24 protein-coding genes are annotated in these 26,235 nt (G+C 68.6%); 11 read left to right on the top strand and 13 right to left on the bottom strand.

All coding sequences use genetic code 11. The annotated features are described in order from the left end of the window. Positions 1–40: 40 nt before the first annotated feature. The 3 genes from IEY55_RS03235 to IEY55_RS03225 are packed head-to-tail and all read right to left on the bottom strand — an operon-like array spanning position 41 to position 3,376. Positions 41–985 (bottom strand): MBL fold metallo-hydrolase, encoded by a 945-nt coding sequence (locus IEY55_RS03235; protein WP_189053697.1) that lies wholly within the window; start codon positions 983–985, stop codon positions 41–43. Continuing rightward, positions 982–2,352, bottom strand: coding sequence for an alpha/beta hydrolase family protein (locus tag IEY55_RS03230; RefSeq protein ID WP_229685939.1), 1,371 nt, complete (start codon positions 2,350–2,352; stop codon positions 982–984). The genes IEY55_RS03235 and IEY55_RS03230 overlap by 4 nt, the downstream gene beginning before the upstream one ends. Before the next feature lie 4 nt (positions 2,353–2,356). After that, positions 2,357–3,376, bottom strand: a complete 1,020-nt coding sequence (locus IEY55_RS03225; RefSeq protein ID WP_189053695.1) for a fumarylacetoacetate hydrolase family protein — start codon at positions 3,374–3,376, stop codon at positions 2,357–2,359. A gap of 79 nt (positions 3,377–3,455) precedes the next feature. Here IEY55_RS03225 and IEY55_RS03220 point away from each other — a divergent pair, with 79 nt between their 5' ends. Further along, entirely contained in the window at positions 3,456–4,058 is a 603-nt protein-coding gene (locus tag IEY55_RS03220; RefSeq protein ID WP_189053693.1) for a TetR/AcrR family transcriptional regulator, read from the top strand. Positions 4,059–4,379: 321 nt separating this feature from the next. Here IEY55_RS03220 and IEY55_RS03215 read toward each other — a convergent pair whose 3' ends face one another. Continuing rightward, positions 4,380–4,865, bottom strand: coding sequence for a VTT domain-containing protein (locus tag IEY55_RS03215; protein ID WP_308424709.1), 486 nt, complete (start codon positions 4,863–4,865; stop codon positions 4,380–4,382). Positions 4,866–5,215: 350 nt separating this feature from the next. Continuing rightward, entirely contained in the window at positions 5,216–5,773 is a 558-nt protein-coding gene (locus IEY55_RS03210) for a GNAT family N-acetyltransferase (RefSeq protein WP_189053691.1), read from the bottom strand. A 113-nt stretch (positions 5,774–5,886) separates the two neighbouring features. Here IEY55_RS03210 and IEY55_RS03205 point away from each other — a divergent pair, with 113 nt between their 5' ends. Next, positions 5,887–6,036, top strand: coding sequence for a hypothetical protein (locus tag IEY55_RS03205; RefSeq protein WP_189053689.1), 150 nt, complete (start codon positions 5,887–5,889; stop codon positions 6,034–6,036). Positions 6,037–6,109: 73 nt separating this feature from the next. Here the strand turns inward: IEY55_RS03205 and IEY55_RS03200 are convergent, their stop codons facing one another. Further along, complete coding sequence (locus tag IEY55_RS03200) at positions 6,110–6,877, bottom strand: S1 family peptidase (protein ID WP_229685937.1); 768 nt, start codon at positions 6,875–6,877, stop codon at positions 6,110–6,112. Positions 6,878–7,293: 416 nt separating this feature from the next. On the opposite strand from IEY55_RS03200, the gene IEY55_RS03195 reads away from it, so the two are divergent. Then, complete coding sequence (locus tag IEY55_RS03195; RefSeq protein ID WP_189053687.1) at positions 7,294–8,520, top strand: winged helix-turn-helix domain-containing protein; 1,227 nt, start codon at positions 7,294–7,296, stop codon at positions 8,518–8,520. A 193-nt stretch (positions 8,521–8,713) separates the two neighbouring features. On the opposite strand, the gene IEY55_RS03190 is transcribed toward IEY55_RS03195, so the two are convergent. After that, positions 8,714–9,640 carry a DUF4097 family beta strand repeat-containing protein gene (locus tag IEY55_RS03190; protein ID WP_189053685.1) on the bottom strand — a complete coding sequence of 309 codons (927 nt, stop codon included), beginning with the start codon at positions 9,638–9,640 and terminating at the stop codon, positions 8,714–8,716. A 22-nt stretch (positions 9,641–9,662) separates the two neighbouring features. Continuing rightward, positions 9,663–10,151, bottom strand: a complete 489-nt coding sequence (locus IEY55_RS03185) for a toxin-antitoxin system HicB family antitoxin (RefSeq protein ID WP_189053683.1) — start codon at positions 10,149–10,151, stop codon at positions 9,663–9,665. Between the two features lie 203 nt (positions 10,152–10,354). Here IEY55_RS03185 and thyX point away from each other — a divergent pair, with 203 nt between their 5' ends. The 6 genes from thyX to IEY55_RS03155 all read left to right on the top strand — a co-directional run bounded on the left by thyX (position 10,355) and on the right by IEY55_RS03155 (position 15,963). Continuing rightward, positions 10,355–11,107 carry an FAD-dependent thymidylate synthase gene (thyX, locus tag IEY55_RS03180; RefSeq protein WP_189054246.1) on the top strand — a complete coding sequence of 251 codons (753 nt, stop codon included), beginning with the start codon at positions 10,355–10,357 and terminating at the stop codon, positions 11,105–11,107. Positions 11,108–11,287: 180 nt separating this feature from the next. Continuing rightward, complete coding sequence (locus IEY55_RS03175) at positions 11,288–11,773, top strand: hypothetical protein (protein WP_189053681.1); 486 nt, start codon at positions 11,288–11,290, stop codon at positions 11,771–11,773. 135 nt (positions 11,774–11,908) lie between these two features. Continuing rightward, the gene (locus IEY55_RS03170; RefSeq protein ID WP_189053679.1) at positions 11,909–12,295 is read left to right on the top strand and encodes an ACT domain-containing protein; all 387 of its coding nucleotides are present in this window, start codon (positions 11,909–11,911) and stop codon (positions 12,293–12,295) included. A gap of 155 nt (positions 12,296–12,450) precedes the next feature. Then, positions 12,451–13,077: a TIGR03085 family metal-binding protein gene (locus tag IEY55_RS03165; protein WP_189053677.1), complete on the top strand. Its 627-nt coding sequence runs from the start codon at positions 12,451–12,453 to the stop codon at positions 13,075–13,077. Positions 13,078–13,294: 217 nt separating this feature from the next. Continuing rightward, positions 13,295–14,266 (top strand): 4-hydroxy-tetrahydrodipicolinate synthase, encoded by a 972-nt coding sequence (gene dapA / locus IEY55_RS03160; protein ID WP_189053675.1) that lies wholly within the window; start codon positions 13,295–13,297, stop codon positions 14,264–14,266. After that, complete coding sequence (locus tag IEY55_RS03155) at positions 14,263–15,963, top strand: ribonuclease J (RefSeq protein WP_308424708.1); 1,701 nt, start codon at positions 14,263–14,265, stop codon at positions 15,961–15,963. Before dapA ends, IEY55_RS03155 begins: the two co-directional genes overlap by 4 nt. Positions 15,964–16,027: 64 nt before the next feature. Here IEY55_RS03155 and IEY55_RS03150 read toward each other — a convergent pair whose 3' ends face one another. Beyond that, complete coding sequence (locus IEY55_RS03150) at positions 16,028–16,852, bottom strand: lysophospholipid acyltransferase family protein (protein WP_189053673.1); 825 nt, start codon at positions 16,850–16,852, stop codon at positions 16,028–16,030. A gap of 125 nt (positions 16,853–16,977) precedes the next feature. Between IEY55_RS03150 and IEY55_RS03145 the strand changes: the two genes are divergently transcribed. Further along, positions 16,978–19,482 carry an FtsK/SpoIIIE family DNA translocase gene (locus tag IEY55_RS03145; RefSeq protein WP_189053671.1) on the top strand — a complete coding sequence of 835 codons (2,505 nt, stop codon included), beginning with the start codon at positions 16,978–16,980 and terminating at the stop codon, positions 19,480–19,482. 29 nt (positions 19,483–19,511) lie between these two features. Here IEY55_RS03145 and IEY55_RS03140 read toward each other — a convergent pair whose 3' ends face one another. Together IEY55_RS03140 and IEY55_RS03135 are read right to left on the bottom strand one after the other, a co-directional pair. Beyond that, positions 19,512–19,706 (bottom strand): DUF397 domain-containing protein, encoded by a 195-nt coding sequence (locus IEY55_RS03140; protein ID WP_189053669.1) that lies wholly within the window; start codon positions 19,704–19,706, stop codon positions 19,512–19,514. Continuing rightward, the gene (locus IEY55_RS03135) at positions 19,703–20,563 is read right to left on the bottom strand and encodes a helix-turn-helix domain-containing protein (protein WP_189053667.1); all 861 of its coding nucleotides are present in this window, start codon (positions 20,561–20,563) and stop codon (positions 19,703–19,705) included. The genes IEY55_RS03140 and IEY55_RS03135 overlap by 4 nt, the downstream gene beginning before the upstream one ends. Positions 20,564–20,755: 192 nt before the next feature. Between IEY55_RS03135 and IEY55_RS03130 the strand changes: the two genes are divergently transcribed. Continuing rightward, entirely contained in the window at positions 20,756–21,130 is a 375-nt protein-coding gene (locus IEY55_RS03130; protein WP_189053665.1) for a hypothetical protein, read from the top strand. 247 nt (positions 21,131–21,377) lie between these two features. On the opposite strand, the gene IEY55_RS03125 is transcribed toward IEY55_RS03130, so the two are convergent. Together IEY55_RS03125 and IEY55_RS03120 are read right to left on the bottom strand one after the other, a co-directional pair. Beyond that, a complete protein-coding gene (locus IEY55_RS03125; RefSeq protein ID WP_189053663.1) occupies positions 21,378–21,977 on the bottom strand; it encodes a hypothetical protein in 600 nt (199 codons plus the stop codon). A gap of 482 nt (positions 21,978–22,459) precedes the next feature. Further along, a complete protein-coding gene (locus IEY55_RS03120) occupies positions 22,460–25,951 on the bottom strand; it encodes a hypothetical protein (RefSeq protein WP_189053661.1) in 3,492 nt (1,163 codons plus the stop codon). Positions 25,952–26,235: the final 284 nt, after the last annotated feature.

The following is a 26,235-nucleotide window of genomic DNA, read 5'->3' as shown; positions in this document are numbered from 1 at the left end:
TCGCCCGTGCCCGGCCCGGGACAAGATCCTGAGTGATCTTCTACGTGAGCGGGCCGTGGGCGAAGGCTCCTTCGATGGTGGTCAGGTCGTGGGCGGGTAGGACGGTGATGTCGCCGGGTAGCCGGTGTAGCCGGAGGACCGTGTTGTAGGCGGTGTCCGGGTCGGTGTCGACGATTCGGGAGAGGACGACCGGCCGCTGGCGGGCGTGGCTGATCTGGGTGGTGTGCCAGACGGCGTCACCGGCCAGTAGTACGCGGCGCCCGGAGTGCAGGGTGAGCAGCACGCCGGCGTGGCCGGGGGTGTGTCCGGGTAGGTCACAGAGGAGGACGGTGCCGTCGTCGAACAGGTCGTGGCTGGCACGGAAGGTGAGTGCTGGTGGGCCGTCCAGCGGCACTGGCTGGAACCGGACATCTTTCAGGGTGGAGGGCAGTACGCACGGTCGGAACGTTCCGGTGTCGCGGGCGTAGTGAAGTTCTGCTTCGGAAAGCTTGACGGGAGTGCCGGGTAGCTCGGCCAGTCCGGACAGGTGGTCCCAGTGCACGTGGGTGAGCAGGACGAATTGCAGTTCGGCGGGGTCGAACCCGGTGTCGCGGATGGCGTTGGCAAGGCCGACACGGGGTGGGCTTCCGGTGAGGATGGGGCGGAGTAGGGGATGCATGTCGGTCAGGTGACGGGTGCGGACGTCGGCGCAGACGCCCGCGTCGACCAGGAACGGGCCGCTGGGGTGCTCGACGAGGAAGGCGCCGACGGTCAGGCGGGTCCGTAGCGGCCGTAAGGTGCCTTCGGCGACGCCCGCGGTGGGCGCGGCCCAGGCGTTCTGGGTGATCGCGTGGACGCGGACGCCTCCCGTTGCCGGCGGCGAGGCGACGGAGGTGATCGCGGCCAGTTCGGCCGCGCTGGGTTGGCGCGGCCGGAACGATCCGGTCACGGTCGCCGGGAGCGCGGCGGCGAAGGTGCGGGCAATCTGCGTGGTTTCCGCGCTCATGGCTGCTCCGTAGCATCGGCGGTGAGGTGGTCCTGCAGCCATGTCTGGCAGCGGTCCAACCATTCGTTGTAGTGGCCCATGGCGCAGTGATCGTCGTCGGGGTAGAGCCGCAGGATCGCCGCGGGCGCCTGCTGGGCGAGCTCGACCGAGTCGTGGGTGCTGACGAGGGTGTCGTGGTCGCCGTTGATGACCAGCAGCGGGATGGTGATGCGCTCATACAAGCCACGCAACGACAGGGTGCGCAGCTTGCGGGCGAGGCTGAGAAGGTTGGTGGCGCCGGTGGTGGTGTGCAACGCCTGGACGATGATCTCGGGGATCCCGACCGATCCGGCGGGTTGGAAGGTGCGGTGGGTAGGGGCGCCGCAGGCGACGGCACACCGCAACCGAGGGTTTGTGGCGGCCATGCGGGCCGACCAGTACCCGCCGAAGCTGACCCCAACCATGCCGATCCGCTCGGCGTCGACACGGGGATGGCCGGCGAGGTGCTCGATCACCTGGTGGTAAATCCGCTCGGAGGTGGCGGACATTGGCCGCCGGTAGGCATACGTGCCGGGCCTTTCCATGGCGACGATGCCCATGCCGGTGTCACGGTACTTGAGCAGCGGGATGAGAAGTTCCTGCGCGGTTCCCTCCAGCCCGTTGGTCGCCAGCACGACCGGGCATTGCCGTGTGCCGGCCGGGAACGCCGCGTAGCCCTGGACGATGTCGCCGTCGACTGGAACAGCGATTCGTTCGATGCTCCCGCTCAGCCCCGGGGTGAGAGATGCGGCGAGCAGGCCGAACAGCCGTCGCGAGGTGGTGTAGGCGCGCATCCGGGCTGGCGAGCCACCGGGAAAGGCGCTGACCTGGAAGTAGGTGATCGCCTTGACCAGTGCGTCCACCGCCTTCGCGGTGGCGGCCAGCCTCTCGGTGGCGGCCCTCCCTCCGTCGGCCTTCTCTCGGGCGATCCGCTCGATGGCGTCCGTGGTGGCCTGTGGCCCGTGGTCGGCGAGGATCGGGGAGGCCGGGGCGAGCAACGCGCCCAGTGCGGTGACCGTGGCCTGGTCGTCGGCGTCGAGCAGGCCACGCACGGTGGGTGCGGACGGATCCGCCAGTTCCCGCAGTGCCCGGTCAGCGGCGGCCACCTGGGTGGCAGCGATCTCGTCCCAGTAGGCGCACCACCGGTCGTCGGTGAAGGACCGGGCCTGGGCGAGCTGGCCTGCGAACAGGTCGGGGTCGATGCCACCCATGTTCGCGTACCGCAGGACGAACAGGGCCGGCAGGAAGAAGCCCGCCCCCAGGCGGCGCGCGGCGAACTCGGTCGTCTTGGTGAGCATGCAGCCGCTGAGGAACAACCGCCGCGCCAACGTCATCGATCCGGTGGTCATCGGGTCACCCCCTCGGGGCCGGTGCGAGGTCGCTCCGTCGCTGCCATCGCGTGCCCGGTGGTGTGGTCGGCGTTCCCACACGCTGATGCAGAGTGCCGAGGCCGTCGAAGGTGATCGTGATCTGGTCGTTGGGGCGGAGCCACTCGTCGCGGTCGAGGCCGCAGCAGTCCGGGATGGTCCCCATCCCGATCACCGTGCCCGCCGCGAGGCTGCGCCGGGACGCGATGGCCACCACGGCGTCGATTGGGTGCATCGCGTAGTCAGCCGTCGTCCCCACCCACGTACCGCGGTCGCTGATCCCGACGGTGACATCCAGCGCGAGCGGGTCGGCGACATCGTCCGGCGTGACCAGGTAAGGCCCCAATCCGTTGCTGTCGTCGAAGTCCTTCGACGACGCCGGTCCGGTGAAGAACATCTCCGGCAGTTGCACATCGCGCGCTGACGCATCGTTGAAGATCAGGTAACCCGCCAGCCGCTCGACCGCCTGCGCTCGGGTCGCCCCGCACGGCACCGCCCCCGTGACCACCGCCAGCTCGGGCTCGATGTCCAGGTACGCCGTGTACGCAGGCCAGCCGATCGTGTCGTGGTCGCCGATCATCGCGTTGTGGTTGCCCTTGTAGTAGCGGACCCCGCGTGGCCGACGCCCCAACACCGGCTTCGCCACCCACCCGGCGACCCGCCCGACGCCGGAGGGCAACGACCGGCGCAGCAACGTCGCCGTCGAGTTGGCCACGTGCCGAGGCGTCAACGTGCAGTCCAGCAACGCGGCCGGTCGCGGCACCGGCGGCAACAAGCGGACCGACTCCACCCTCCGGCCGTCTGCCTCCACCACACCGGCGAGCAGCTGGTGCGCCTCTTCCAGGCTCGCGGGCAGGCCCCGCAGGTAAGCATCAACACTCGCGAGTCGCGGCGGGACCGCGCCAGTGCGCGCGCGAGCCGCGTCGGCGAAATCCACGACCACATCGCCGACGACCGCGCCGAAACCGACCGGACCGGCCCCCCTCTCGAAAGTCACCAGCCGCACACGTGCCAACTCCTTCGCCAAGCCGTCACCAGGCTTGTTGAATCCGTGTATAATAAGCACCCAGTATACAGTTGAACTGATGTCAAACAAGGCCTTTCGGCGGATGGACGTCTCCGCCCGCCGTCACCAGCTCCTCGAGGTCGGCTGCGAACTGTTCGCCAGCCAGCCCTACGACGAAGTGTGGATCGACCACGTCGCCGCTCGCGCCGGCGTCTCCCGTGGCCTGCTCTACCACTACTTCGGCAGCAAACGCGACTTCCTGCGCGCCATCGTCGAACACGAAGCAGCTGCCCTGCTCGCCGCAACCGAACCCGACCCCGACCTACCACCGCCCGAGCAACTCCGTGCCGCCCTCGACGGCTACCTCGACTATGTCGCCAACCACCCCCACGGCTACCGCGCCATCTACCGCGGCACCGCCAGCACGGACGCCCAGGTACGTACCATCATCGACAACAACCTTCGCCAACAGGAACAACGGCTGCTCACGGCACTCACCTACGGCGAGAGCCCTTCTGAACGGCTCCGCCTCGCCATCCACGGCTGGATCGCCTTCGTCGTCGCCACCTGCCTGGACTGGCTCGACAACCCCACCCTCGACGCCACGGCTATCCGTGACCTCTGCGCAGATGCACTCACCGGCATCCTCACCACCGGCAACCACCTTTTCCGAGCACGCTGAACACCAACACGACCGCGTTCACCAGAACAACGCTGTTGGCCAGATTCCATCGAAGAGTGGCATTTCTGCCACTCGTTTCGGGGCGGTCCCCAGCGAGTATGACCTGCACGGAGGGCCCGTTTGCGGTAGCACGAGCACGGCGAGGACCGGGCGCGCCGGCGGTCGGTGCCCGCACGCGGGGCCGGGTGCCGTGAGGGGCGCGAATTCAGCTCTACACACCAGATTCCTGGTGACGGAGGTACGAGCCAATGAGCGCAGTTCCTCAGAACGGTGCTACGGGCCTGACGGAGGGCGACGAACGTGAACGGTGCGACGCAGTGATCAGGCGAAGAGGTCGAGGCAGAGCGCGGGAGCCGCGGCGAGAGCGGCGAATCGTGCGAAACGACCAACGAATCCGGTGACCACGAACGTGCTCGCGGGAACGTGGGCGATACCCGCCATGATGGAGGTGGCCGCGAAGGGCGGCAGACTCGCCACCGCGCTGATCAACAAAACTACGGCGGTCAGCAGGGGCCGACGGTGGCATTCCTCGCGGAAGCGTTCCAGCCGCGCGCTCCATCGTCCCGGAGACCGGGACTTTCGGCGCAGTATCGCGGGTAACCGGAGATGGCCCCGGCCGGCGTAGAAGTACAGCAGCTTGCCGCCGATCTGGCCGACGGCGATCACCAGGCCGAGCAGCCACCACGGCAGCCCCGGCTCCTTGAGCACAACCCCGAGTAGGAACAGCTCCATGCTGATGACCGGGAGCAGCGCGGACGCCACCGCCACCCCGAATGTGCCCAGGGTGAGCCACACCCACAGCGACACCGGCGTGCCCCCTCATCGGTTGGGTTGCCCGCGCCGAGGCTAGCAGGACACGGTGTCGTGGAGGTGTGCACCAGGTTCACTACCGGAACTTCTGGCGACGCATAGCCGTGCCATCGAGACAGATGCGTTGGCTCGGACTGAGCAGGCGGGGGCGTGTGCCGGTCATTGTGCTGTTGAGGACACTGTCTCTCCGACAAACTCGGTACAGATCTTTTGAAAGGCAACGCGGACAGTAACGTCACTGCCACTGGGCGACCCGAGCTGCGAATTCGTTCGTTCATGGTCTGGTATTCCGGTTCACGCCTACCGAGCCGAGCTGGTGCGGTCCGAGGCCGCCGATCATCGTCCGCTCAACACAGCGTTAACTCGAGATCGCCACTCAACCGGCGCTCGCGTATGAGCCGACCACCGGCGTCCAGGGTGCGCACCGTTCCGTCGGGCTCCCAGCGCACCGAGTGGTAGAAGGCCAGCGACGCATCGTCCGCTTCCGGAACCCAGGTCACGCCACGCGTCGCTCCCTCGAAGCGGAACGACGCCACGGCGGTGGCCAGCAGACGCCCGCCGTGCCCCCGCCGCCCCCAGCGCGGTTCCACGAGCAGGGCGCTGACCAGGATCGTGGTGTCGGCATCCGCGGGCACCGCTCCCTCGGCGTCCGCCAGCTCGGCCGCCGGCGCCGGGCCGGCCGCACAGAAGCCGACCAGCCGGTCACCCTCGGTGGCCACGAACACGCGGGCCGGCCCCTCGCGCACGGCCCGCAGCCACTCCCGCTCGGTCTCGCCGGAGTCCATCGCGGCAAGGACCTCGGCCGGCAACACCTCGGCATAGGCGGTCCGCCACGTGACGAGCTGGATCCGGGTGATCTCGGGTACGTCCGCGGGCTCGGCGCGACGCACGGCGGCGATGGCCATGCTCACAACCTAGTCCGCCCGAGGTAGCCCCGAACCGGCCCCCGGCGACCACCACCGGACGACGAAAGGTCGGCGGATGACAAGGGAGAGGGTCCGGCGCGGGTTCCTGCTTGGTGGCCAGCCATCATGACGCGATCTCAACACCGTTGGAACAGAAGGCCGTCACCAAGCCCGAGGTGATCGCACGATTCCGGGACGGTGCGGAAGGTAAGTCCCGCAGCGAGGTGTTGGAGCCGGAACACCTGGCGAGCCTACGGTTCTGACGACAACCGGCGGTGCGCCGGCCCGTCCTGGGGGAGGAGGCCGGGCGGGCCGACGCACGCCCGCGGGCTTTCCTTACACGCCCGCGTGACTCCGGATCCAGTCGCGGAACAACGCGACATTGGTGTAGCCGGCCCAGCCGCTACCGGCGGGACGGTGCCCGACCGCGCACACACCGGCCTGAACGACTTCGCCGGAGGCGTTGCGCACAACGGCGGGCCCGCCGGAGTCGCCGCCAGCCACGCTTCCGTTGGTCCGCGTGCAGATCACGCGCGGGTTGGCCGAAACGTCCGTGCACGACACCTTGGTGATGTTCCCCCGGGCGTACTTGAGCAGCTGCGGCAACGGGCCGCTCCAGTCCGCCTTCTCCGAGCCCCAGCCGTACAACGTCACGGCTTGGCCGTCACGCAGGTCGGCACGGTTGGCGAGCTTGGAGTAGGTGGTGTTGACGTTACGGTCGAGCTGTAGCAGCGCGATGTCCGCGGTCGGCCAGTCGTAGCGGGGGTGCCGGATGACGCGAGACACGTTGGCTACCTGACCACCGCTGCTGCGATTCAGCGACCCGACACGCACCGAGTAGCCGCTGCCACCTCCCACGCAGTGGGCCGCGGTGAGCACCCACCGCGGGGCGATAATCGTGCTGGTACAGGTGAATCTGCCGTTGCGGTGGAGTGCGGAGATCCATGGCAAGTTTTCGTTGACGGTGCCACCGCCGACGATGAACGGGTCGGCTTCGGTTCGCTCACTCGCTGTCGCGGGGGTCGCCAGTACCCCGCCCACGGCCACGAAGAGCCCGATGAGCAGGACTGCAAAACGGGAAAACAGGGATGCCATCCCTCGCATGGGCATGCTCCTACGGACGGGAGCGAACGCGCTAGCAGGGGTAGCAGGGGGCGCGCCGCTCCACCGGAGAACCGGCGCGAACAGGGTGCGGTGACATCCGCCACATTCGGCAGGGTCAAACGATGTGGTCCGAACGGACCCAATCCCTGTCATTCGCCGAGGTAAGGAACCCACAACCCACCCGCGAAAAGACACCTTCTCGCCCGGAGATCCCTGTGCCCCAACAAGACTTCACGCGGGGCCGTTGATATGTAGGCAACCGCCGTCTTCTACCGCTCGTGCTCCATAGGCGACGTTCGACGGCCAACTCGCGATCCACATAGGGCAGCGATTGGTGGGATTTTCCGCAGGGTGAACGCGGTAGCCGCGCTTGTCGTGCCGGAACTGTCGGATCCTGCTGGCAACATCTCACAACTGTGCAGACGCTGAGTCCCGCGGTTGCCCGCCGGATCGCCCTGACCGCGCAGGGTTTCGCCGATCCCCGCCCCTCCGGTGTCCCGACCCGGCGGCATCTCCACCGCGTGCTCGCCCGGACCAAGCTCCTCCAACTCGATTCCGTCAACGTTGCGGTGCGGGCGCACTACGCTCCCGTTTTCAGCCGACTCGGCGCGTACCCGCCGGAACTGCTCGACGAGGCGGCATGGACGCAGAACGGCCGCCGGCCCCGACTGTTGGTGGAGTACTGGGCACACGAGGCAAGCCTGCTTCCCGCCGAGGACTGGTCACTGCTGCGGTGGCGGATGCGGGAGTACGCCACCCGGAACTGGCCGCGGGTCCAGGCCGTTCTGCGCCGCTCGCCCACGCTCACCGACGATGTGCTGACGGCGGTCAAGGACCTGGGGCCTCTCGGTGCCGGAGCGCTCGAGCGGGCGCTGGGCGCGCGACCCAAGCAGGGCCCGGGAACCTGGTGGAACCGCTCCGACACCAAGACCGTGTGCGAGTTCCTCTTCGCCGTCGGCGAGCTGACCACCGGCACGCGCCAGGGCTTCCAGCGGCTGTACGACCTGCCGGAACGGGTCCTGCCACCGCCCGTGCTCGCGGCGAAGGAACCCGACCCCGCGGAGGCGGCGCGGGAACTGGTGTCCCGCTCGGCCGAGGCACTGGGTATCGCCACGGAAACCGACCTTCGCGACTACTACCGGCTGGGTGTGACCCAATGCCGACAGGCGGTGGCCGATCTTGTGGACGCGGGCGTCCTGGAGCCGGTCGAGGTGCGGGGCTGGCGTCACCTCGCCTACCGGCATGCCCAGGCGCGGGTGCCGCGTCGCGTGACCGCCCGGGCCCTACTGTGCCCGTTCGACCCGTTGATCTGGGAGCGAAGCCGCACCGAGCGGCTGTTCGACTTCCACTACCGCATCGAGATCTACGTGCCGGCGGAGAAGCGGGTACACGGCTACTACGTGTTCCCGTTCCTGCTGGACGAAAAGCTGGTGGCACGGGTGGACCTGAAGGCGGACCGGGCTGCCGGCGTGCTGCGGGTACCCGGCGCGTTCGCCGAGCCGGACGTGGACTTCGGGCGCGTCACCGCCGAGCTGGGTGCGGAGTTGCGCACGATGGCGGAGTGGCTCGGCCTGGATGGTGTCGTGGTGGGAGAACGGGGCGACCTGTCCGAATCGCTTCGTGCTGTTCTACGCAATGCCTGACAAGCCGGCTCGCCGCTGGACTCGTCGTCACCGGCCGAGCTGCCTGGTGGTGGGTGGCGTTTTCCGCGCATAGCCAATGAAACGGGCTTCGACCGGCCAGCGTAGACCCATGAAAACCTGGTTCGCCCCGCCGAAAATAGCGGGGCGAACCAGGAAAGCGCCTGGTTCCACCGGATCGAACCGTGCGGATCGCTCAGGCAGCGGCGCCGGTCACCAGGGCGTTGCCCGCGCCGGTGTGGGCGCGAAGCCGCACCGGGACGGTCTCACCGGCCGGCGGCGTGTCCTGCACATCCAGCTGGCTCTGCGCCTCGCCGGCCCCGGAGGAGACGTCCACCTCGGCGGGAATTCCCTCCCGGATTCCCACGCGGATCTCGCCGGAACCCGTCTGCAACTCGATCCGGCCGGCCGCGATATCGGCAACCTTGAGATCGCCGGTTCCGGTACGCACCGACAGGTCCGCGGTCACCTCACCCACCCACACGTCACCGCTGGCGGTGTTGAGCGTGGCGGAGGCACCGACCGTGGAGACCGCCAGGTCGCCGGTTCCGGTGCGGGCGCGCAGGTTGCCCAGCACCGCGCCGAGCCGGATGTCCCCGGTGTCGGTGTAGACCGAGGTCCGATCTTCGACACGGTCCACCGAAACATCACCGGTACCGGTGTTGACGTCGAGCCGGTTGGCATTGCCGGTAATGGTCACGTCCGCCGCCTTGCTGTTCACCGTCACCCGCGAGCCAGCCGGCGCGTGGACCGTGACCGCCAGCGGCACCATCTTCAGCGGCAGCGAGGTGGGGGCGCGCACCACGAGCCGCTGCCCGACCTGCTCCACCCGGGTCTGCCGCACCGCCTCGCCGGCCGCGTCCTCCTGCTGCCCGCCACCCCCACCGAACTGGCTCGTCACCCAGGTCACCAGCCCGGAGATGCCGGTCGCGAACGGCCCGGCCGCCTCCGGCGCGTGCCGCACGCTCACGTGCACGCCGTCCTCGGCCCCGGCATCCAGGCGCACTTCGACCAGGCCGGCACCGACCTGCACGTCCAGCTCCGCCGGCCCGGTCAGCGGAAAGTGCTGCTGCCGCACCACCTCGGGCTCCGGCGTGGGCCCGTTCCCCGTCTCAGTGGACATCGTTGATTTCCTCTCGGCCCCGTCAGCCTCGAACCCAGCCGCGCACCCGCGAGCCACCGCGCCCGTCGTGGTCGTCACCACGCCCGCGCCTGGTGCCACTCAATGCCCCCTGTACGGCTTGGGAGACCCATGCGTTCAACGAGACCCCCTGCGCCGCCGCCGCCCGCTCGGCCTTCGCCTTGATCTCGTCCAGCAGCCGGAGGGTGATCCGGCTGATGTCGCCGCCCTCCGGCATGGGGGGAGGAGTGGGCTCCTCGTCCTCGACACCGGCGGTGGGGGTGACTACGACGCGCAGGTCCCGACCATCCAGTCGGACCTCCACCACGCGATCGTCCAGGGCGGCGGTGACCTCGGCGGCGAGGTCGGACAACGCGTTCATCAACGCCAGCCGGGCGGCCGGCTCCAAACCTGCGGAGAGCAGCCCGGCGGCGCGCTGCACCTCGCGGTCACCGTTCGCCGCGGCGGCACCGAGCGCATCCTGGAGCTGCTCGACATACGGATCGAGTCGCATGACATCAGAGTGACGTCAAGGATGACGTCAGTCAAGCGGAGAGCGACATCTTCAGGGCATCATCAGTGATGTCACCTAGGGCGACTGGCCGTACCGGGTGCCTGCTTTGCGTCCGGGAAGGCGCTTACGCTGCTGGTGTTCGGGGAGTCGAGATGCCGGTCCGCTCGTCGCGGCGCCGGGTGGGGAGAAAGGGGACGGTCACCGTGGTCGAGACGGTGTCGCCGAAGGTGCAGCTCATCGCCAAGACGGAGTTCTTCCCGCCCGCGGATGTCCCGTGGTCCACCGACGCCGATGGTGGTGAGGCCCTCGCCGAGTTCGCCGGCCGGGCCTGCTACCAGTCCTGGCGCAAGCCGAACCCGGCGACCGCCACCAACGCCGGTTACCTCCGGCACATCCTCGAGGTCGGCCACCTCTCGGTGCTCGAGCACGGCTCGGTGACCTTCTACATCACCGGCGTGTCCCGCTCGCTCACCCACGAGCTGATCCGGCACCGCCACTTCTCCTACTCGCAGCTCTCCCAGCGGTACGTGCCCGAGCGCAAGGCCGCGATGGTCGAGCCGGAGGTCATCGCCTCCGACCCCGAACTGCACGCCAAGTTCCTGGCCGCCACCGAGGCCGCCCAGGACGCGTACAACGAGCTGCTGGTCGGGCTGGAGAAGCGGTTCGCCGACGAGCCGAACGCCACCCTGCGACGCAAGCAGGCGCGCCAGGCGGCACGCACCGTGCTCCCCAACGCCACCGAGACGCGCGTCGTCGTCACCGGCAACTACCGCGCATGGCGGCACTTCATCGCCATGCGCGCGACCGAGGCGGCCGACGTCGAGATCCGTGCCCTCGCCATCGAGTGCCTTCGCCAGCTGCAGAAGGCGGCGCCCAACGCGTTCGCCGACTTCGAGATCTCCACGCTGTCCGACGGAACCGAGATCGCGTCCAGCCCACTGGTCACCGAAGGCTGAGTGCGGCGCCCCGCGGCCCCGGGCCAGTAGCCCTACCTACGCCGTAACGGGTTTCCGCGCACAGTGGAAGTCCCTTCGAGCGCGGTAACTTCCCGTACGTGGGGGATACGACCGAGACAGGTTTTCGGGACGACAGTGCGGAATCAGGCGGCCGCGTAAGGAAACTGTAGGCACAACCCGGTGTTGCGTGGCGGCATCGTCGGCGTCGTCGTGTTCGTGGCCTTGGCAGTCTTCTGGACGTTCATCCAGCGATGCTCGCTCCCCGGCTACGGCTGCGTCGTGTACGCGATGCTGGGATGGTTCCTCAGCCCGATCGTGGCGTTTCTTTCCGGCTGGATCGCTGCCGCGGTCGTGGGTCAGCGACGCGCGTGGCTGCTGGCGCTCCTGGGCTCGACAGGGCTCATCGGTGCCTCCTACGGCATCGGGTGGATCACCAGACAGATGCGGAAGCTGTGGGAGCCGCTCCCAGCCGCCAGTCTCCCCATCGAGCCATACCTGGTGATCGCCGCCATCGCCGCTGTCGTCGCATACGGCACCGTGGCAATGCTTTTGCGGCCCGGAACCCCTCGCTGGGCATGGTTGATCTTCGTCGTGGCTGTTGCCCCGGGCGTGCTCCAGACGCACCTCGGGGCACTTGTCCACGGGCTGCTGAGCCTCTTCCGCTGATCCACTTTGGACCCCGAAACCGGATAAGCAAGGATTCGGGTAACAGGGTCTCGGCGCGTCAATCAGCGCAGCTGACAGGATCACCGGCTCGGCCCACGCGATGGCGCCCGGGGTATCGGCGACGGAAGGCGGAACATGGGTCTGACGCTGGATCTTCTACCCGAGCGCTACGTCATCGCCAGGTTCGCGCCGGACGAGGCCCTTCCCGAAGGCGTGTGGCAGGCGGGCGGGCTGGTGTCGGTGACCCGCGCCCCGGGCGAGCTCTCCGTGGTCTGCCCGGAGACGGTGACGCTGGAGGGTGCCCGGGTGGAGCAGGGCTGGCGCGCCCTGGCCGTGCGGGGACCGCTCGACTTCGCGCTCACCGGCATCATGGCCGACCTCTCCGGCGCACTGGCCGACGCCGGCATCTCGCTGTTCGCGATCTCCACCTACGACACCGACTACGTCCTGGTGAGGGAGCAGGACCTCGACGGCGCCGTGCGTGCCCTGCGCGGTGCCGGCCCCTCCGTCGAGGGCATCTGACCAGGTCAGGGACTGTCGTCGGCAAATCCTCGGGCGGACGCTGCTGCGCCGGGGCGGACACGAGGACGGGTCCGGGTGGCCGTCGCCCGGGGTGGACGTTCGGCCGATCCGGCGGTGCGCCTGGCTTTCCCGACCAGGGCTACTAGGGTCGCACCATGAGCGTGGCCCGTACGGAACGTCGTCAGCTCGCCGACCTCTTCGACGAGGTCGGGCCGGACGCGCCCACGTTGTGCACCCCCTGGCACACCCGGGACCTCGCCGTGCACCTCCTGGTCCGGGAGCGGCGGCCCGACGCCGTGTCCGGGTACTTCGTCAACGCGTTCGCCGGTTACACCCACCTCGTCGAGCGCCGCTATCAGCGCTGGCCGTGGCCGAAGCTGGTGGACACGATCCGCAACGGCCCGCCCCGCTGGTCGGTGTTCGGGCTCGAGGCGGCGGACCGGGCAGGCAACGCCGCCGAGTTCTTCGTGCACCACGAGGACGTCCGGCGGGCCCAGGAGGGCTGGCGCCCCCGCCCCGCCGACCCGGATCGGGACGGCGAGCTGTGGTCGGTGCTCACCCGGTTCGCCCGGGTGCTGCTCCGCAAGGTCCCGGTGGGTGTTGTCCTGCGCCGGCCGGACGGCGCCGAGATCACCGGCCGGCGCGGTCCCGACACGGTGACCCTGGTCGGCCAGCCCGGTGAGCTGCTGCTCTACGCCTACGGCCGGGAAGCCGCCGAGGTCGACTTCGAGGGTGACCAGGTCAGTATCGCCCGGGTGCGGGCGGCCCGGCGCGGCATCTGAGCGGGCCGCGGGAAACCGTGGCTGACCCGTGCCGACCAGCTGAAACGGGCGCCCGGGTCGATCAGGTACGGGTCGGGATCACCCGGCAAGGCCGCTGCCGCAGTCACCCGTTGGTGTGATGGAAAGGGATCGCGTTGCACCGGCACCGAAGCGACGCGCGCCCGCAACACCCCAGGCCGTGGCAGGAGTTCACCCAGTTCGCGGTAGCGTCATGAGCATGACCGGATGTCCGACCGCCTCTCCCGGCCGCCCGTTCGGCCGGCTCCTCACCGCCATGGTCACCCCGTTCGACGCCGATGGCGCCGTCGACCTCGATCGGGCCCAGGAGCTTGCCGCGCATCTGGTGGAGATGGGCAACGACGGGTTGGTCGTCAACGGCACCACCGGCGAGGCACCTACCACCACGGACGCCGAGAAGGCCGACCTGGTGCGGGCCGTCGTCCAGGCGGTCGGCGACCGCGCCACCGTCGTCTCCGGGGCCGGCAGCTACGACACCGCCCACAGCGTCCACCTGGCACGGGCGGTGCGCGACGCGGGCGCCCACGGCGCCCTGCTGGTCACCCCGTACTACTCGCGCCCCCCGCAGTCCGGGCTGCTGGCGCACTTCACCGCCGTGGCCGACGCGGTCGACGTGCCGGTCATGCTCTACGACATCCCGTCGCGCTCGGTCGTGCCGATCGAGGTCGACACCCTGCGGCGGCTCGCCGAGCACCCGCGCATCGTCGCCGTCAAGGACGCCAAGGGTGACCTGCTGTCCGGCAGCGAGGTCATGGCCAGCGCCGGCCTCGCCTACTACTCCGGTGACGACGCGCTCAACCTGCCCTGGTGGTCGGTGGGCGGGGTCGGCTGCGTGAGCGTCCTCGGCCACGTCTACGCCGACCGGATGCGCCGCATGCTGGACGCGTTCGAGGCCGGCGACGTGGCCACCGCCCGCGAGATCCACGCCGGGCTGGTACCGGCATACCGCAGCTTCGGCCGGTTGGGCGGCGTGCTGTTCAGCAAGGTGGCGCTCCGGTTGCGTGGCATCGACGTCGGCGAGCCGCGGCTGCCGCTGCCTCCCGCCACCCCCACCCAGGTCGCCGACCTCGCCGAGACGCTGCGTGCCACCGGCCTGACGCTGTCGGGCACCCCGGACGCGCGGACGGAGCGGTCGGAGCGGCAGGAGCGGACGGAGGTGGCCGGCCGGTGAGCTCCAGCGTGCCGCTGCCGATCAACCCGCCACCACCGCTGCCCGAGGGTGGCCTGCGCGTGGTGGCGCTCGGCGGGATCGGGGAGATCGGTCGCAACATGACCGTCTTCGAGCACGCGGGCAAGCTGCTGGTCGTCGACTGCGGCGTGTTCTTCCCGGAGGACGACGCGCCCGGCGTGGACCTGATCCTGCCGGACTTCCGCGCCATCGAGGACCGGCTGGACGACATCGAGGCGCTGGTCCTCACGCACGGCCACGAGGACCACATCGGGGCGGTCCCGTTCCTGCTCAAGCTGCGCCCCGACCTGCCGGTGATCGGGTCCCGGTTCACCCTCGCCCTGGTCGCCGCCAAGTGCCGCGAGCACCGGCAGAGCCCGGTGCTGGTCGAGGTGGCCGAGGGCCGCCGCACTCAGCACGGACCCTTCGAGTGCGAGTTCTTCGCGGTCAACCACTCGATCCCCGACGCGCTGGCGGTGGGCATCCGCACCGCGGCCGGCCTGGTGCTGCACACCGGCGACATCAAACTCGACCAACTCCCGCTGGACGGCCGGCGCACCGACCTGGCCGGCTTCTCCCGGCTCGGCGACGAGGGCGTCGACCTGCTGCTGGTGGACTCGACCAACGCCGAGGTGCCCGGGGTCGTCCCGCTGGAGCGGGACATCGGACCGGTGCTGGACCGCGTCATCGGCAAGGCCCAACAGCGCGTGATCGTGGCCTGCTTCGCCAGCCACGTGCACCGGGTCCAGCAGGTCCTCGACGTGGCCGTGGCGCACGGCCGCAGGGTGGCCTTCGTGGGCCGCTCCATGGTGCGCAACATGGGGATCGCCGCGGAGCTGGGCCTGCTGACCGTCCCGGACGGGCTGCTGGTCGACATCGACGAGGCGTTGGCCCTGCCCGACCACGGCGTGGTCTTCGTGTCGACCGGGTCGCAGGGCGAGCCGCTCTCGGCGCTGTCCCGGATGGCCCGCGGCGAGCACCGGCAGATCCGGATCCGCTCCGACGACCTGGTGGTGCTGGCAAGCTCGCTCATCCCCGGCAACGAGACCGCGGTGTACGGGGTGGTCAACGGGCTGTCCCGGCTGGGTGCCCACGTGGTGCACCAGGGCAACGCCAAGGTGCACGTGTCCGGGCACGCCTCGGCCGGTGAACTGCTGTTCCTCTACAACGCGGTACGGCCGAGCAACGTGATGCCGGTACACGGCGAGTGGCGGCACATACGGGCCAACGCCGATCTGGCGACGGCCACCGGTGTGCCGGAGGAGCGCGTGGTGCTCGCCGAGGACGGCGTGGTGGTCGACCTGGTCGACGGGCTGGCCAGCATCAGCGGACGGGTCGAGGTCGGCCACGTCTACGTCGACGGGTTGTCCGTGGGCGATGTCGGTGAGTCGACGTTGTCCGACCGGCTCATTCTCGGTGAGGGCGGGTTCATCGCGATCACGGTGGTGGTGGAGTCGACCACCGGGCGGGCGGTGGCGCCGCCGACCGTCTCCGGGCGCGGCTTCTCTGACGACCCGAAGGCGCTGGACGACGTGGTGCCGCTGGTGGAGATGGAGCTGTCGCGCACCGAGGCGGAGGGCATCTCCGACACCCACCGCATCGCGCAGGCCGTGCGTCGCGTGGTGGGCCGGTGGGTGGCCGAGACCTACCGGCGCCGGCCCATGATCGTGCCCACCGTCCTTCCCGTGGGCGGGCCCTGACCACCAGCCCCTGATCACCGGGGAACACTGTCGTCACCGGTGATCAGGGGCTGCCAGGGCTTGGTCAGGGCTTCCAGGGGCTGGAGCCGTCGGTCGGGCGCGTGGGGTCGTGGAAGCGCGGCAGGTTCGGCTCGTCCCGGCGCAGCGGGGCCAGGTCGGCGGTGATGGCCCGCATGATCCGGTCGCGGGCACGGATGGCGTCGCCGGGACGATCGGCGGACAGGTCGGCAAGGTCGACCGGCGCCCCGAAGTGCACCCGGAAGGTCGGGCGGTTGCGTACCGCGCGCAGCCACGACTTGACCAGCGGCTTGATGTCCGACCAGCCGTGCACCGAGGGCGTGCCCCAGTAGACGGCCTCGTGCGCGCCCCACTGGCTCACCGGCACCACGGGTGCGTGGGCGGCCAGCGCCATCCGCGCGACGCCGCTCTTGCCGCGTTCCGGCCACAGCCCGGGATCACGGCTGATCCGACCCTCCGGGTAGAGCACCACGGGCGCGCCGTCCTGCAGGGCGGTGACCGCGTGCCGGAAGGCTTCGATCACGTGTCCCTTGCCGCGGTCGACGCGGACGTGTCCGGAGCGTCGTAGCACGCCCCCGACGATCGGGGTGTCGAACAGGCCCGCGGTGGCCATGAAGCGGGGTGCGACACCGATCCGGCGGCAGGCGGCGATCAACACGAACACGTCGAAGACGCCGATGTGGTTGGCGGCGAGCAGGAGCGGGCGTTCCCGCAGGTCTTCCGGGATGCCGCCGGTGACCTCCAGCCGACCGGTGGTGGCGACGAAGGCCCGGTCCAGCAGCATCAGTGCCCGCCACAGGACCGGGACGCGGCCCCGGCGGTCCGACTTGCGGCGTGTCGGCTCGTTCGGCAGCGAAGGTAGAGCAACCATGACGATTGCAGCATTGCACGTCGAGCCGCCGCGTGGGGGCCCGGCCAGAACTTCGCGCCCACTGAACCGCTGTGCAGATCGTGACGGTTGGGATGGAAGGGGCTGGCGCGACTACCGTGTGGGGTATGGGCAGCCGGACGACGTCGACGAAGGGTCGAAGCACGTCACGGGCCCGCGGCGGGAGCAAGCCGCGGGCAGGTTCCGCCAGCTCCTCAGCCAAGTCCGGAGCCCGGTCGCGGTCAACGGCGCGCCGCCGCACCGGCGGTTCGGCCAAGGGCACGGCGGGCAAGAGGCGGCCCGCGCGTGGCGGTGGGCCGACGGTCGGCCAGACCGTCGCCAAGGGCTGGAGCCTGCTCGCGCGGGGCGTGGGTTCGGCCGCCCGGGCGATCGGGCGCACCAAGGAGATCGAGCCGGCGCACCGGCGGGACGGGATCGCCCTGGGACTGATCGTCCTGTCGATCATCACCGCCGCCGGTGTGTGGTGGCGTGCGGGCGGGCCCGTCGGTGCCTGGATCGAACGGGCGGTGCGCAGCGGCGTCGGTGCGGTGTCGATGGCCGTGCCGATCGCGCTTCTGGTTGCCGGCGTGCTGTTGATGCGTACCGAGCCGCGGCCGGACTTGCGGCCTCGGCGCGTGACCGGGTCGCTACTCATGGTTCTGCCGGTGCTCGGGATGTTCCACCTGATTTCCGGCATGCCGCAGGACAACCTGCACCGGATGTACGCCGGCGGGATGCTGGGTTACCTGGCCGGTGATCCGGTTGCACGGGGCTTGTCGCGGTGGGTCGCGGTCCCGGTGCTGGTCTTGGTTGGCGTGTACGGGTTCTTGCTGATCACCGGTACGCGGGTGCGGGAGATCCCGGAACGGCTGCGGCAGCTGACCCAGGGTGGGGACGAGGGTTCCCGGACCGAGGCCGACGAGCGTGATCGGGACGGCGAGAGCGGCGTGCGGTTGCGCCGGCCGTCCCGCCGGCGGCAGGCGTCCATGGCCGAGAACGCCGAGGATTCGCAGCTCAGCCTGGACGACGTTGCCGCAGGGCCGGAACCGGAGCCGGCGGCGCCGCGGAAGCCGGTCAAACCGGGACAGGTCAAGGCGAACGCGCCCGCCGAGAAGCCGGCGACGAAGATGACCCTGACCCGGGTGGTCGAGGGTGACTACCAGTTGCCGCCGGTGACGTTGCTGGAGGAGGGCGAGCCCCCGCGGGCGCGCAGCCGCGCGAACGACGCGATGATCGAGGCCATCACCGGGGTGTTGGAGCAGTTCTCCATCGACGCCCAGGTCACCGGCTTCACCCGGGGGCCGACGGTGACCCGGTACGAGGTCGAGCTGGGGCCCGGCGTCAAGGTCGAGAAGATCACCGCGCTGACCAAGAACATCGCGTACGCGGTCGCGACCGACAACGTCCGGCTTCTCGCACCGATCCCGGGGAAGTCGGCGGTGGGCATCGAGGTGCCCAACACCGACCGCGAAGTGGTGCGGTTGGCAGACGTGCTCAAGTCGGCGCACGCTGTGCAGGACGGCCACCCGCTGGTCATCGGGCTGGGCAAGGACATCGAGGGGCACTTCGTCACGGCGAACCTGGCGAAGATGCCGCACCTGCTCGTCGCCGGTTCGACCGGGTCCGGCAAGTCGAGTTTCGTCAACTCGATGCTGGTGTCGTTGCTGGCGCGGGCGACGCCGGACGAGGTCCGGATGATCCTCATCGACCCGAAGATGGTCGAACTGACGCCGTACGAGGGGATTCCACACCTGATCACGCCCATCATCACCCAGCCGAAGAAGGCGGCCGCCGCGCTGGCCTGGCTGGTGGAGGAGATGGAGCAGCGGTACCAGGACATGCAGGCCAGCCGGGTGCGGCACATCGACGACTACAACCGGAAGGTGAAGTCGGGGGAGATCACCGCGCCGCCCGGGAGCGAGCGGGAGTACCGGCCGTACCCGTACATCCTGGCGATCGTTGACGAGCTGGCGGACCTGATGATGACCGCGCCGCGGGACGTGGAGGACGCGGTCGTGCGGATCACGCAGAAGGCGCGGGCGGCCGGGATCCACCTGGTGCTGGCGACGCAGCGGCCCTCGGTGGACGTGGTGACCGGGCTGATCAAGACGAACGTGCCGTCGCGGCTGGCGTTCGCGACGTCGTCGCTGACGGACTCGCGGGTGATCCTGGACCAGCCGGGTGCCGAGAAGCTGATCGGCATGGGCGACGGGCTGTATCTGCCGATGGGGGCGGGGAAGCCGGTGCGGGTGCAGGGTGCTTTCGTGACGGACGAGGAGATCGGCAAGGTCGTCTCGTTCACGAAGGAGCAGGCCGAGCCGGAGTACACCGAGGGCGTCACGGCGGCGAAGCCGGGGGAGAAGAAGGACATCGACCCCGACATCGGGGATGACCTGGAGCTGTTGATCCAGGCGGCGGAGCTGGTTGTCAGTAGCCAGTTCGGGTCGACGTCGATGCTGCAGCGGAAGCTGCGGGTCGGCTTCGCCAAGGCGGGTCGGCTGATGGACCTGTTGGAGACGCGGGGGGTCGTTGGGCCGTCGGAGGGCTCGAAGGCCCGCGAGGTCCTGGTGAAGCCGGACGAGCTGGACGGGCTGTTGCTGATGATCCGCGGCGGCAGCCCCGCCGAGGAGTGAGCCGCTGCGCCCGCCGACGGGCACGGCGGTCAGCGCGGATCGAGCCGACCCGCCTTGATGCTCCCGAGCAAAGCGGTGAAGGCTGCTTGCCCGAAGACCAGGACGGGACCGTTGGGGTCCTTCGAGTCCCGCACGGCGGTACACCGGCTGGCGGAAGCCACCTCCACGCAGGCGTTCTCCTGCCCACTGTAGCTGCTCTTCCGCCATGTCCGGTGATCGATCATCTGCCCTCGTGTTCCCTGACCGCGGCCCGGATGAGATCCGCGGTCTCGGCCTGGGTGAGCGCGAACTGTCGGACCTCTTCGAAGGTGGACGCGAACTTCCTTACTTCCGCCTCATCTTCTACCCAGACACCGCCACCCGGGTACTCCACGTAGGTGACGGGAAGCTCACTTGGGTCAGGGAAGCGCAGGAGCGTGAAGCCGCCGGACATCGTCCCGTAGGCACCGATGCCGAACGGAACCACCTGAAGCGTGATGTTTGTCCGTTCAATGAGGGTCAGGAGCCGTTGCAACTGGCCGAACATCACCGCCGGCCCACCGACGACGCGGCGGATGGCACTCTCATCCATCAGGACGTGCGTTCGGAGGGGGTTCGGTCCCTGTAGAACCTGTTGCCGCCTGAGCCGTGCCCGCACGGCACGCTCAACATCGACCTCGGTACCTCGGAATCCGCTTGGCGCACGGTTGATTGCCCGTGCGTAGTCCGCTGTCTGCAGGAGGCCATCAATGACGAGAGGAGCGATCGTCCTGCTCTCACTGGCTTCTGCCTCGGCACGAAGAAGGGCTCGGAGCTGGTTTGGTGAGCGTCCGGTCGCCGTGGTGCGCCTTCCGTCCTGCTTCGCGTTCTCCCACAGCGTCAGCGCTTCGGCCCGCTCATCATCGGTCGCCCCGTAGTAGCGGACCAGTTCCAACAGTTCGGTGCGGGCGCACAGTGTTTGTCCGTTCTCCAGCCGCGTGATGGTTGGTCGGGAACAGCCAAGGAGCCCCGCCGCGTCCTCGGCGGAACGTCCCGATCGTTCGCGTAGCTCGCGAACGAACCTTCCGACCTTCAGCTTCCGACGCGTCTGCGTGGTTGGCATGGTGCGACCCTAGCCAGCGTTGACCTTCGATCGCGATCACTGATTCGTGTAATAGATCAGTGTACGTGCACCATTTACCGTCCTCCTCGTCGACGGCTCGGGAGTCGCGTCATACCAGAACCAAATTCACGTCTCAGTCAGGTCCGACTGAGACCGGGTTTCGTCTTGCCTTGGGAAAGAGGGGGAACTGCTTTGCCGCACGACGCCAGACCAACCGGATGCCTGCTGCGCCGAATCCTCAACTGTGAGGAGCCGTGCGCCTGCACCGACGACAGCACCGACATCCTCATCGACCCTGCCCATATCCCGCCCGTCGGCGAGGACACCGATCCGCACCCGCTGCTCACCTTCATCACCCCGCGCGCGGCCGAGGCCCTGGCGAACATGTGCGACCTGCACCCGGAGCACCTCCGCTCCGACGCCGCCGACCTCCTCGTTGGGGCCTACCTTTCGCACCTCATCCTGCTGGGTAACACCATCCATGAAGCCGTTGCCAGACAAGACACCGCCCGCACCACCTACGGCGGCTACGAGGTCCACGTCCGAATCAAGCCCCGGCCGCTGTAGATCACCGGGAGTGAACTCGAGCACTCGTGTTGACGTGCGGCGGTGGGCAGGTCGTTCCGGCCACGGCCGCACGTCGTGTCACACCAGGTCGTGGGATGGATGTCCATCCATAGGTACACTACGAATTGCGTTCACCCAGGACTGGGTACCGGTCCTCGATCTCGCTTAACTGATCGATGATCTCGGGCAGGTCGGTCTGGTCGAGATCGCCGATGAAGAAGTGGAGCTTGTTTTTTCGTCTGTACTGTCAGTTGCCCACCGATTTATTTTCACATGTCCTGACCCGTCCAGTTCTACACCAATGTGGAGCACCACTCCTCCATTGAGTCCAGAACGGCGGTCCCAGACAAGGATTGATACACACGTCCTCCAGACCACTGCGAAAGCTGCGCAGCTCCTCCGCGCGAAGCGCCGGGTGCAGGTCTGCCGCGAATCCTCCGACACTGATGACGATGGAAGTCAGCAACCAGTTCCCGTCCCAGAAGTCTGTCGCACCTTCGTGCATCTCGGCGAGTTCGGCTTCCGCCTTCCGTCGTTCCTCGTCGCGGCGTCGGGCTTCCTCTTCGGCGCGTTGCTTGGTGGCGACGGTGTCGAGGGCGTCCTTCCATGCCTTGTCGGCTGCCTCGGCGTCCTTGCCTGCTGCTTCGGCGGAGGCCCGAGCTTCCGCGGCGGCCGCGTACGCGTCATTCGCCGAGGCACGGGCGGCGATGGCCGAGGACTGTGCCTGTGCGGCGGAGTACTCGGCCTCACGGGCGGCGCGGTGGGCGGTTGCCTCGGCTTCGCGGGCTGCCTTTGCCGACTGCGCGGCGTCCGCGGCCGACTGCTCGGCTCGTCGTGCGGACTTCACGATCCAACCCGGTCTGCCAGGTTGAGGGTCACCAGCCGGTGTCACGGACTCGCCAGACACCAGAAGCTCCACGAGGCCGCCGGCGGACTTGCAATCGTCCGGATCGTTAGGTGAGCTGCGCCAGGCGTGATGGAGGTTCCTAAACTCACCCAAGGGGGCGGGTACAGCAACTAATCGCTGCACCCGCCCCACGCCATCTGCCCGCTTTGCTAGGGATTAGCGAAACTCGGGCGGGATCAAAGCAAGTTGACTCCTAGCATCCCAATCATGAGGTCGGTATTTTGGATCATGCCATGGACACCCCGAGTCGATCCATGCACACCGGAACGCCCTGATCGATGCTAGGGTGTCATCTTCATCGCCGAACTGTACGCCACAGCAAAGACATATTTCAAAGCTTCCATACCTTCCATCCTCGCCCCAAGGCATAAAATTGCCATGCCGATACCCGCAGACGCGGCATCGATACTTGGTTTCATCTGTCATTTTGGTGGGCTTGCCGATCCTTGTTTGTCGAAGTATCTCCAGGCCGATTCATCGCTTCGTTTAATCTTATAAAAAGTGACCGGAGTGCCATCTCTTTCTGAGATTGAAAAGGTCTTGGTGCTTGGTTGATAGGATACCACTTGTCCGGACTCGCGGTATCGGAAGTGAGTGCCGGACGGTGGGTTATGGACGAAGTTGTGTGCCCTATCAACGTACTGTCGCGCATTCTTTAAATCTGGGAAATCTCCCTTGTGCTTTTTGAAGTGATTGTAGGCATTCCTTGCAGGGTTACCGGGTGGACCGTGTGACCAGATATGAGCGGGTTTGCCTGCGGCTCGTTGTGCTTTGAGGAAGGCTAGAACAGCGTCTCCGCCTTTGGCGGCGTATTTGCCGGCTTTGGCGGCGTCGCCGACGAGGGGGATCATGCCTGCGGCGGAGATGCCTGCGTTGACGTAGTCGCCTTCGGCTCCGTACCAGGCGGCGTTGATGCCGTCTGCGGGTTCGCCGATGAGTGGGATCAGGCCGATACCGTCGAGGGCCGTGTGGCCGAGGTCGGACCAACTGAAGCCGTTGTCTTCGGTGGTTTCGTCCTGGAGGGCGCGCTCCATCTCGGCGAGTTCGGCTTCCGCCTTCCGTCGTTCCTCGTCGCGGCGTCGGGCTTCCTCTTCGGCGCGTTGCTTGGTGGCGACGGTGTCGAGGGCGTCCTTCCATGCCTTGTCGGCTGCCTCGGCGTCCTTGCCTGCTGCTTCGGCGGAGGCCCGAGCTTCCGCGGCGGCCGCGTACGCGTCATTCGCCGAGGCACGGGCGGCGATGGCCGAGGACTGTGCCTGTGCGGCGGAGTACTCGGCCTCACGGGCGGCGCGGTGGGCGGTTGCCTCGGCTTCGCGGGCTGCCTTTGCCGACTGCGCGGCGTCCGCGGCCGACTGCTCGGCTCGTCGTGCGGACTTGCGGGCGTCGTCGGCGTAGCCCTTTGCCTTGTCCCCCGACTCCTTTGCCTGCTGTGCGTATCCCTCGGCCTCGGCCGCAGCCTTCCGGGCGATGGCCGCGGTTCGTCCGGCCTCGGCGGCGTTCTCCTGGGCCCGCGCGGCGATGCCGGCGGCCTCCGCGATGACTCGCCGGACCTCGGCTACATGCGTTGCGGTGAGCTGATCCTTGCGTTGCGCCTTGAACTGCCCAACTCGGATGAATGCCCGTAACAACTGTGGGGGGCCCTCAAGAGCGATCCTCGCCGCTGCCTTGACCTCGGGACCTCCGCTCTCCACCAGCTGTACCGCACGTACACGGTCGTCGTGGGCCCGGGCGATGAACTGCTCAGCGTTGAGGAACTCACGAAGCCGATCGATCGAGCCAGCATTCAGCGCGGCCTTACCAGCTTCCTTCACCCCACGACCACCGGCCTCCATGAGCTGCACCACGCGAACGCGGTAGTCGTGGAACGCCGCCTCATGCTGGCCCGTGCGGAGGAACTCACTGATCTGTTGCTCGTCGCCCGTGAGTGCCTTTTCTGCGGCTTCCCGAACCGCGGCCGAGTCAGCCTCGTCGGCGAGTCGTTCGACTCTCTCCCGCTCGTCCTGCTTCGCGGCAGAGCGCCACCCCGAGCGGAGGTACTGAACCACTGCGTCGTCGGAGCCGGCGAGCGCCATCTCCGCGGCGGCACGACTCCAGGGCCCGCGGGTCTTCATGGCCAGCAGGGCTATGCGCCGACCATTCTTGACGACCAGGTTCCGGTCCGTGTCCGGTTTTGCTGCTTCGTCGGCGAGACGGGCAGCCTCCTGATCGAGCTGCTCGGCCTCCTCGGCTGCCCGCCTGGCCTCGAACCGCTGTTGATCGACAGTGGCCTTCAGGTCCTTGGCCTGCTCGATGCCGGTTGCGGTTCGGGTCCTCAGCTCCTCGGCCTCGGCCTTGCGGGCCAGCTCCTCGACCCGACGCGCCTGTTCAACAGCGGCACTGGCCGCGTCAGCAGCGGTCTTCGCCGCCTTGGCGTGTTCCGTGGCCTCCCTGGCCGCGTTCGCGGCCTCCCCGGCATGCTTGGCTGCTTCGTCGGCGGCCTGCGCGGCCGCTTCCGCGTGCTGGGCGGCAGAATTCGCCGCGTTACGCGCCTCGTACGCGGCTTGCGCGGCCTCGCGCGCCAATGCTTCAGCGGCATTCGCCGCCCGGGTCGCTTCACGGGCATGCCGCCGCGCCGTGGCCGCGGCCTGACGGGCGGTCGCGGCGTGCGCGCCAGCCTGGTCCGCGTACCCGCCGGCTTCGTCGGCCGCGTTCGCCGCGGCATCCGCATTCGCGCCCGCGTTAGCGGCGGCACGAGCCGCGTCACCCGCCGCAGCGGCCGCGTTCCCAGCCTTGTCCGCGGCGTCGGCCGCCAGCCGCGCCCCGCGTGCGGCATCGCGCGCACCCTCTGCAGCCTTGCGCGCATCAGCTGCCTGTCCAGCATCCGATGCGGCAGCCGTGGCCGCATGGCGTGCACGCGTCGCAGCCTGCGCCGCACCCACCGCCGCCGCGGCGGCCTGCGCCGCGGCGGCGGCGGCTACCCGCGCTGCCGAGTTCGCCGCCTGCGCCGCGTTGATGGCGACCTGGGCGGCCTGAGCCGCACGGCGTGCGGCGTCGGCGGCACGGCCAGCCGCGTTTCCCGCCTGTGTGGCATCGTTCTTCGCGGCAGCGGTCTCCGCAGCAGCCTTCGCGGCGGCCTCCTTGGCCAGGCGCGCGGCGTTCACCGCGCGGTCGGAAGCCTCCTTCGCGGCCTCGGTCGCCTGCGCGGCGCGCATGCCCGCTTCGCGGGCTTGCTCGGCCAACTGGCCGACGGTGGTCCGTTCCTGGTCACGCGCCCGGACAATGTGCTGTCCGACGCGCAGGAACTCGCGAACGTCCTCGATGGATCCGTTCAGGGCGAGTTTCGCGGCCTCTTTGGTGGCTGGACCGCCCTTGCTCATGATCTGCACAACCTTGACGCGGTCGTCATGGTCGCGAGCGACGTACTGGCCCTCGTTGAGGAACTTGCGGACGTCCTGGATCGAGCCGTTCAGCGCGGCCTTGCCAGCCTCCCGAACGCCTCGGTCACCGGCACTGATGATCTGCGTGACCCTGACCCGCTGGTCGTGTTCCAGCGGCGTTTGCCACCCGCTCTTGAGGAAGTTGCGCAGGTCCTCCCGGGAACCGGCGAGCGCCTTCTTGGCGGCCTCCCGCACGCCCCGGCCACCCAGGGTGAAGATCTGCACAGCCGAGATCCGCTCGTCGTGGAACTCGGCGATGTCCTTCTCGCTGTCCAGGAACCGACGTACGTCCTCGTCGGTGCCCAGCAGGGCAGCTTCCGCAGCTGCCTTGACCGCCGGTCCGCCGGACTTCCACAGCTGCACGATCCGACCACGGTCGGTGTCCGGAATCGGATTGACGATCTCGTCGTCACTTGCGACCTCTGTCGCGACGGCAGGCTCGGTCCCGAGTATGGATATAACGAGAACAAGCGCTAACACGCGGAGGAACAGCGCGAGCACGTTACGTTCGTGCCCAAGCCATCTTCTTTGCAAGGTAGGCCCCTCTATCCAGCTTGTGAGCTGGCAAATCGTGGAGCACCATCGGCCCCACGTCGCCGAACACAGGAATAACACGTCGATGCGACCGAAACCTAGTGGACCCCCCATCGGTCGTCGTGCCACCCATCTGCTAAGGCATAAGTAGGTGTGCGACTACCTCCAAACGTCGGATCAAGGTTATGGTGTGCATCACATTTTGTTCGTCCGCGTGTGGCGTGGTAAGTTCACGTCGCTTTTACCGGGCT

Origin of the sequence: Longimycelium tulufanense, from assembly GCF_014645795.1 — a bacterium.
Lineage (GTDB): Bacteria > Actinomycetota > Actinomycetes > Mycobacteriales > Pseudonocardiaceae > Longimycelium > Longimycelium tulufanense.
This window is presented reverse-complemented; position numbering and strand designations above follow the sequence as displayed.

Excerpts from the sequence above, each read along its gene's own strand:
- IEY55_RS03170 (WP_189053679.1), top strand. The coding sequence starts at position 11,909 with ATGGGTCTGACGCTGGATCTTCTACCCGAGCGCTACGTCATCGCCAGG.
- IEY55_RS03185 (WP_189053683.1), bottom strand. The coding sequence starts at position 10,151 with ATGCGACTCGATCCGTATGTCGAGCAGCTCCAGGATGCGCTCGGTGCC.
- IEY55_RS03140 (WP_189053669.1), bottom strand. The coding sequence starts at position 19,706 with ATGATCGATCACCGGACATGGCGGAAGAGCAGCTACAGTGGGCAGGAG.
- IEY55_RS03220 (WP_189053693.1), top strand. The coding sequence starts at position 3,456 with ATGTCAAACAAGGCCTTTCGGCGGATGGACGTCTCCGCCCGCCGTCAC.
- IEY55_RS03165 (WP_189053677.1), top strand. The coding sequence starts at position 12,451 with ATGAGCGTGGCCCGTACGGAACGTCGTCAGCTCGCCGACCTCTTCGAC.
- IEY55_RS03235 (WP_189053697.1), bottom strand. The coding sequence starts at position 985 with ATGAGCGCGGAAACCACGCAGATTGCCCGCACCTTCGCCGCCGCGCTC.
- dapA (WP_189053675.1), top strand. The coding sequence starts at position 13,295 with ATGACCGGATGTCCGACCGCCTCTCCCGGCCGCCCGTTCGGCCGGCTC.
- IEY55_RS03150 (WP_189053673.1), bottom strand. The coding sequence starts at position 16,852 with ATGGTTGCTCTACCTTCGCTGCCGAACGAGCCGACACGCCGCAAGTCG.
- IEY55_RS03190 (WP_189053685.1), bottom strand. The coding sequence starts at position 9,640 with ATGTCCACTGAGACGGGGAACGGGCCCACGCCGGAGCCCGAGGTGGTG.
- IEY55_RS03145 (WP_189053671.1), top strand. The coding sequence starts at position 16,978 with ATGGGCAGCCGGACGACGTCGACGAAGGGTCGAAGCACGTCACGGGCC.
- IEY55_RS03230 (WP_229685939.1), bottom strand. The coding sequence starts at position 2,352 with ATGACCACCGGATCGATGACGTTGGCGCGGCGGTTGTTCCTCAGCGGC.
- IEY55_RS03200 (WP_229685937.1), bottom strand. The coding sequence starts at position 6,877 with ATGCGAGGGATGGCATCCCTGTTTTCCCGTTTTGCAGTCCTGCTCATC.
- IEY55_RS03135 (WP_189053667.1), bottom strand. The coding sequence starts at position 20,563 with ATGCCAACCACGCAGACGCGTCGGAAGCTGAAGGTCGGAAGGTTCGTT.
- IEY55_RS03210 (WP_189053691.1), bottom strand. The coding sequence starts at position 5,773 with ATGGCCATCGCCGCCGTGCGTCGCGCCGAGCCCGCGGACGTACCCGAG.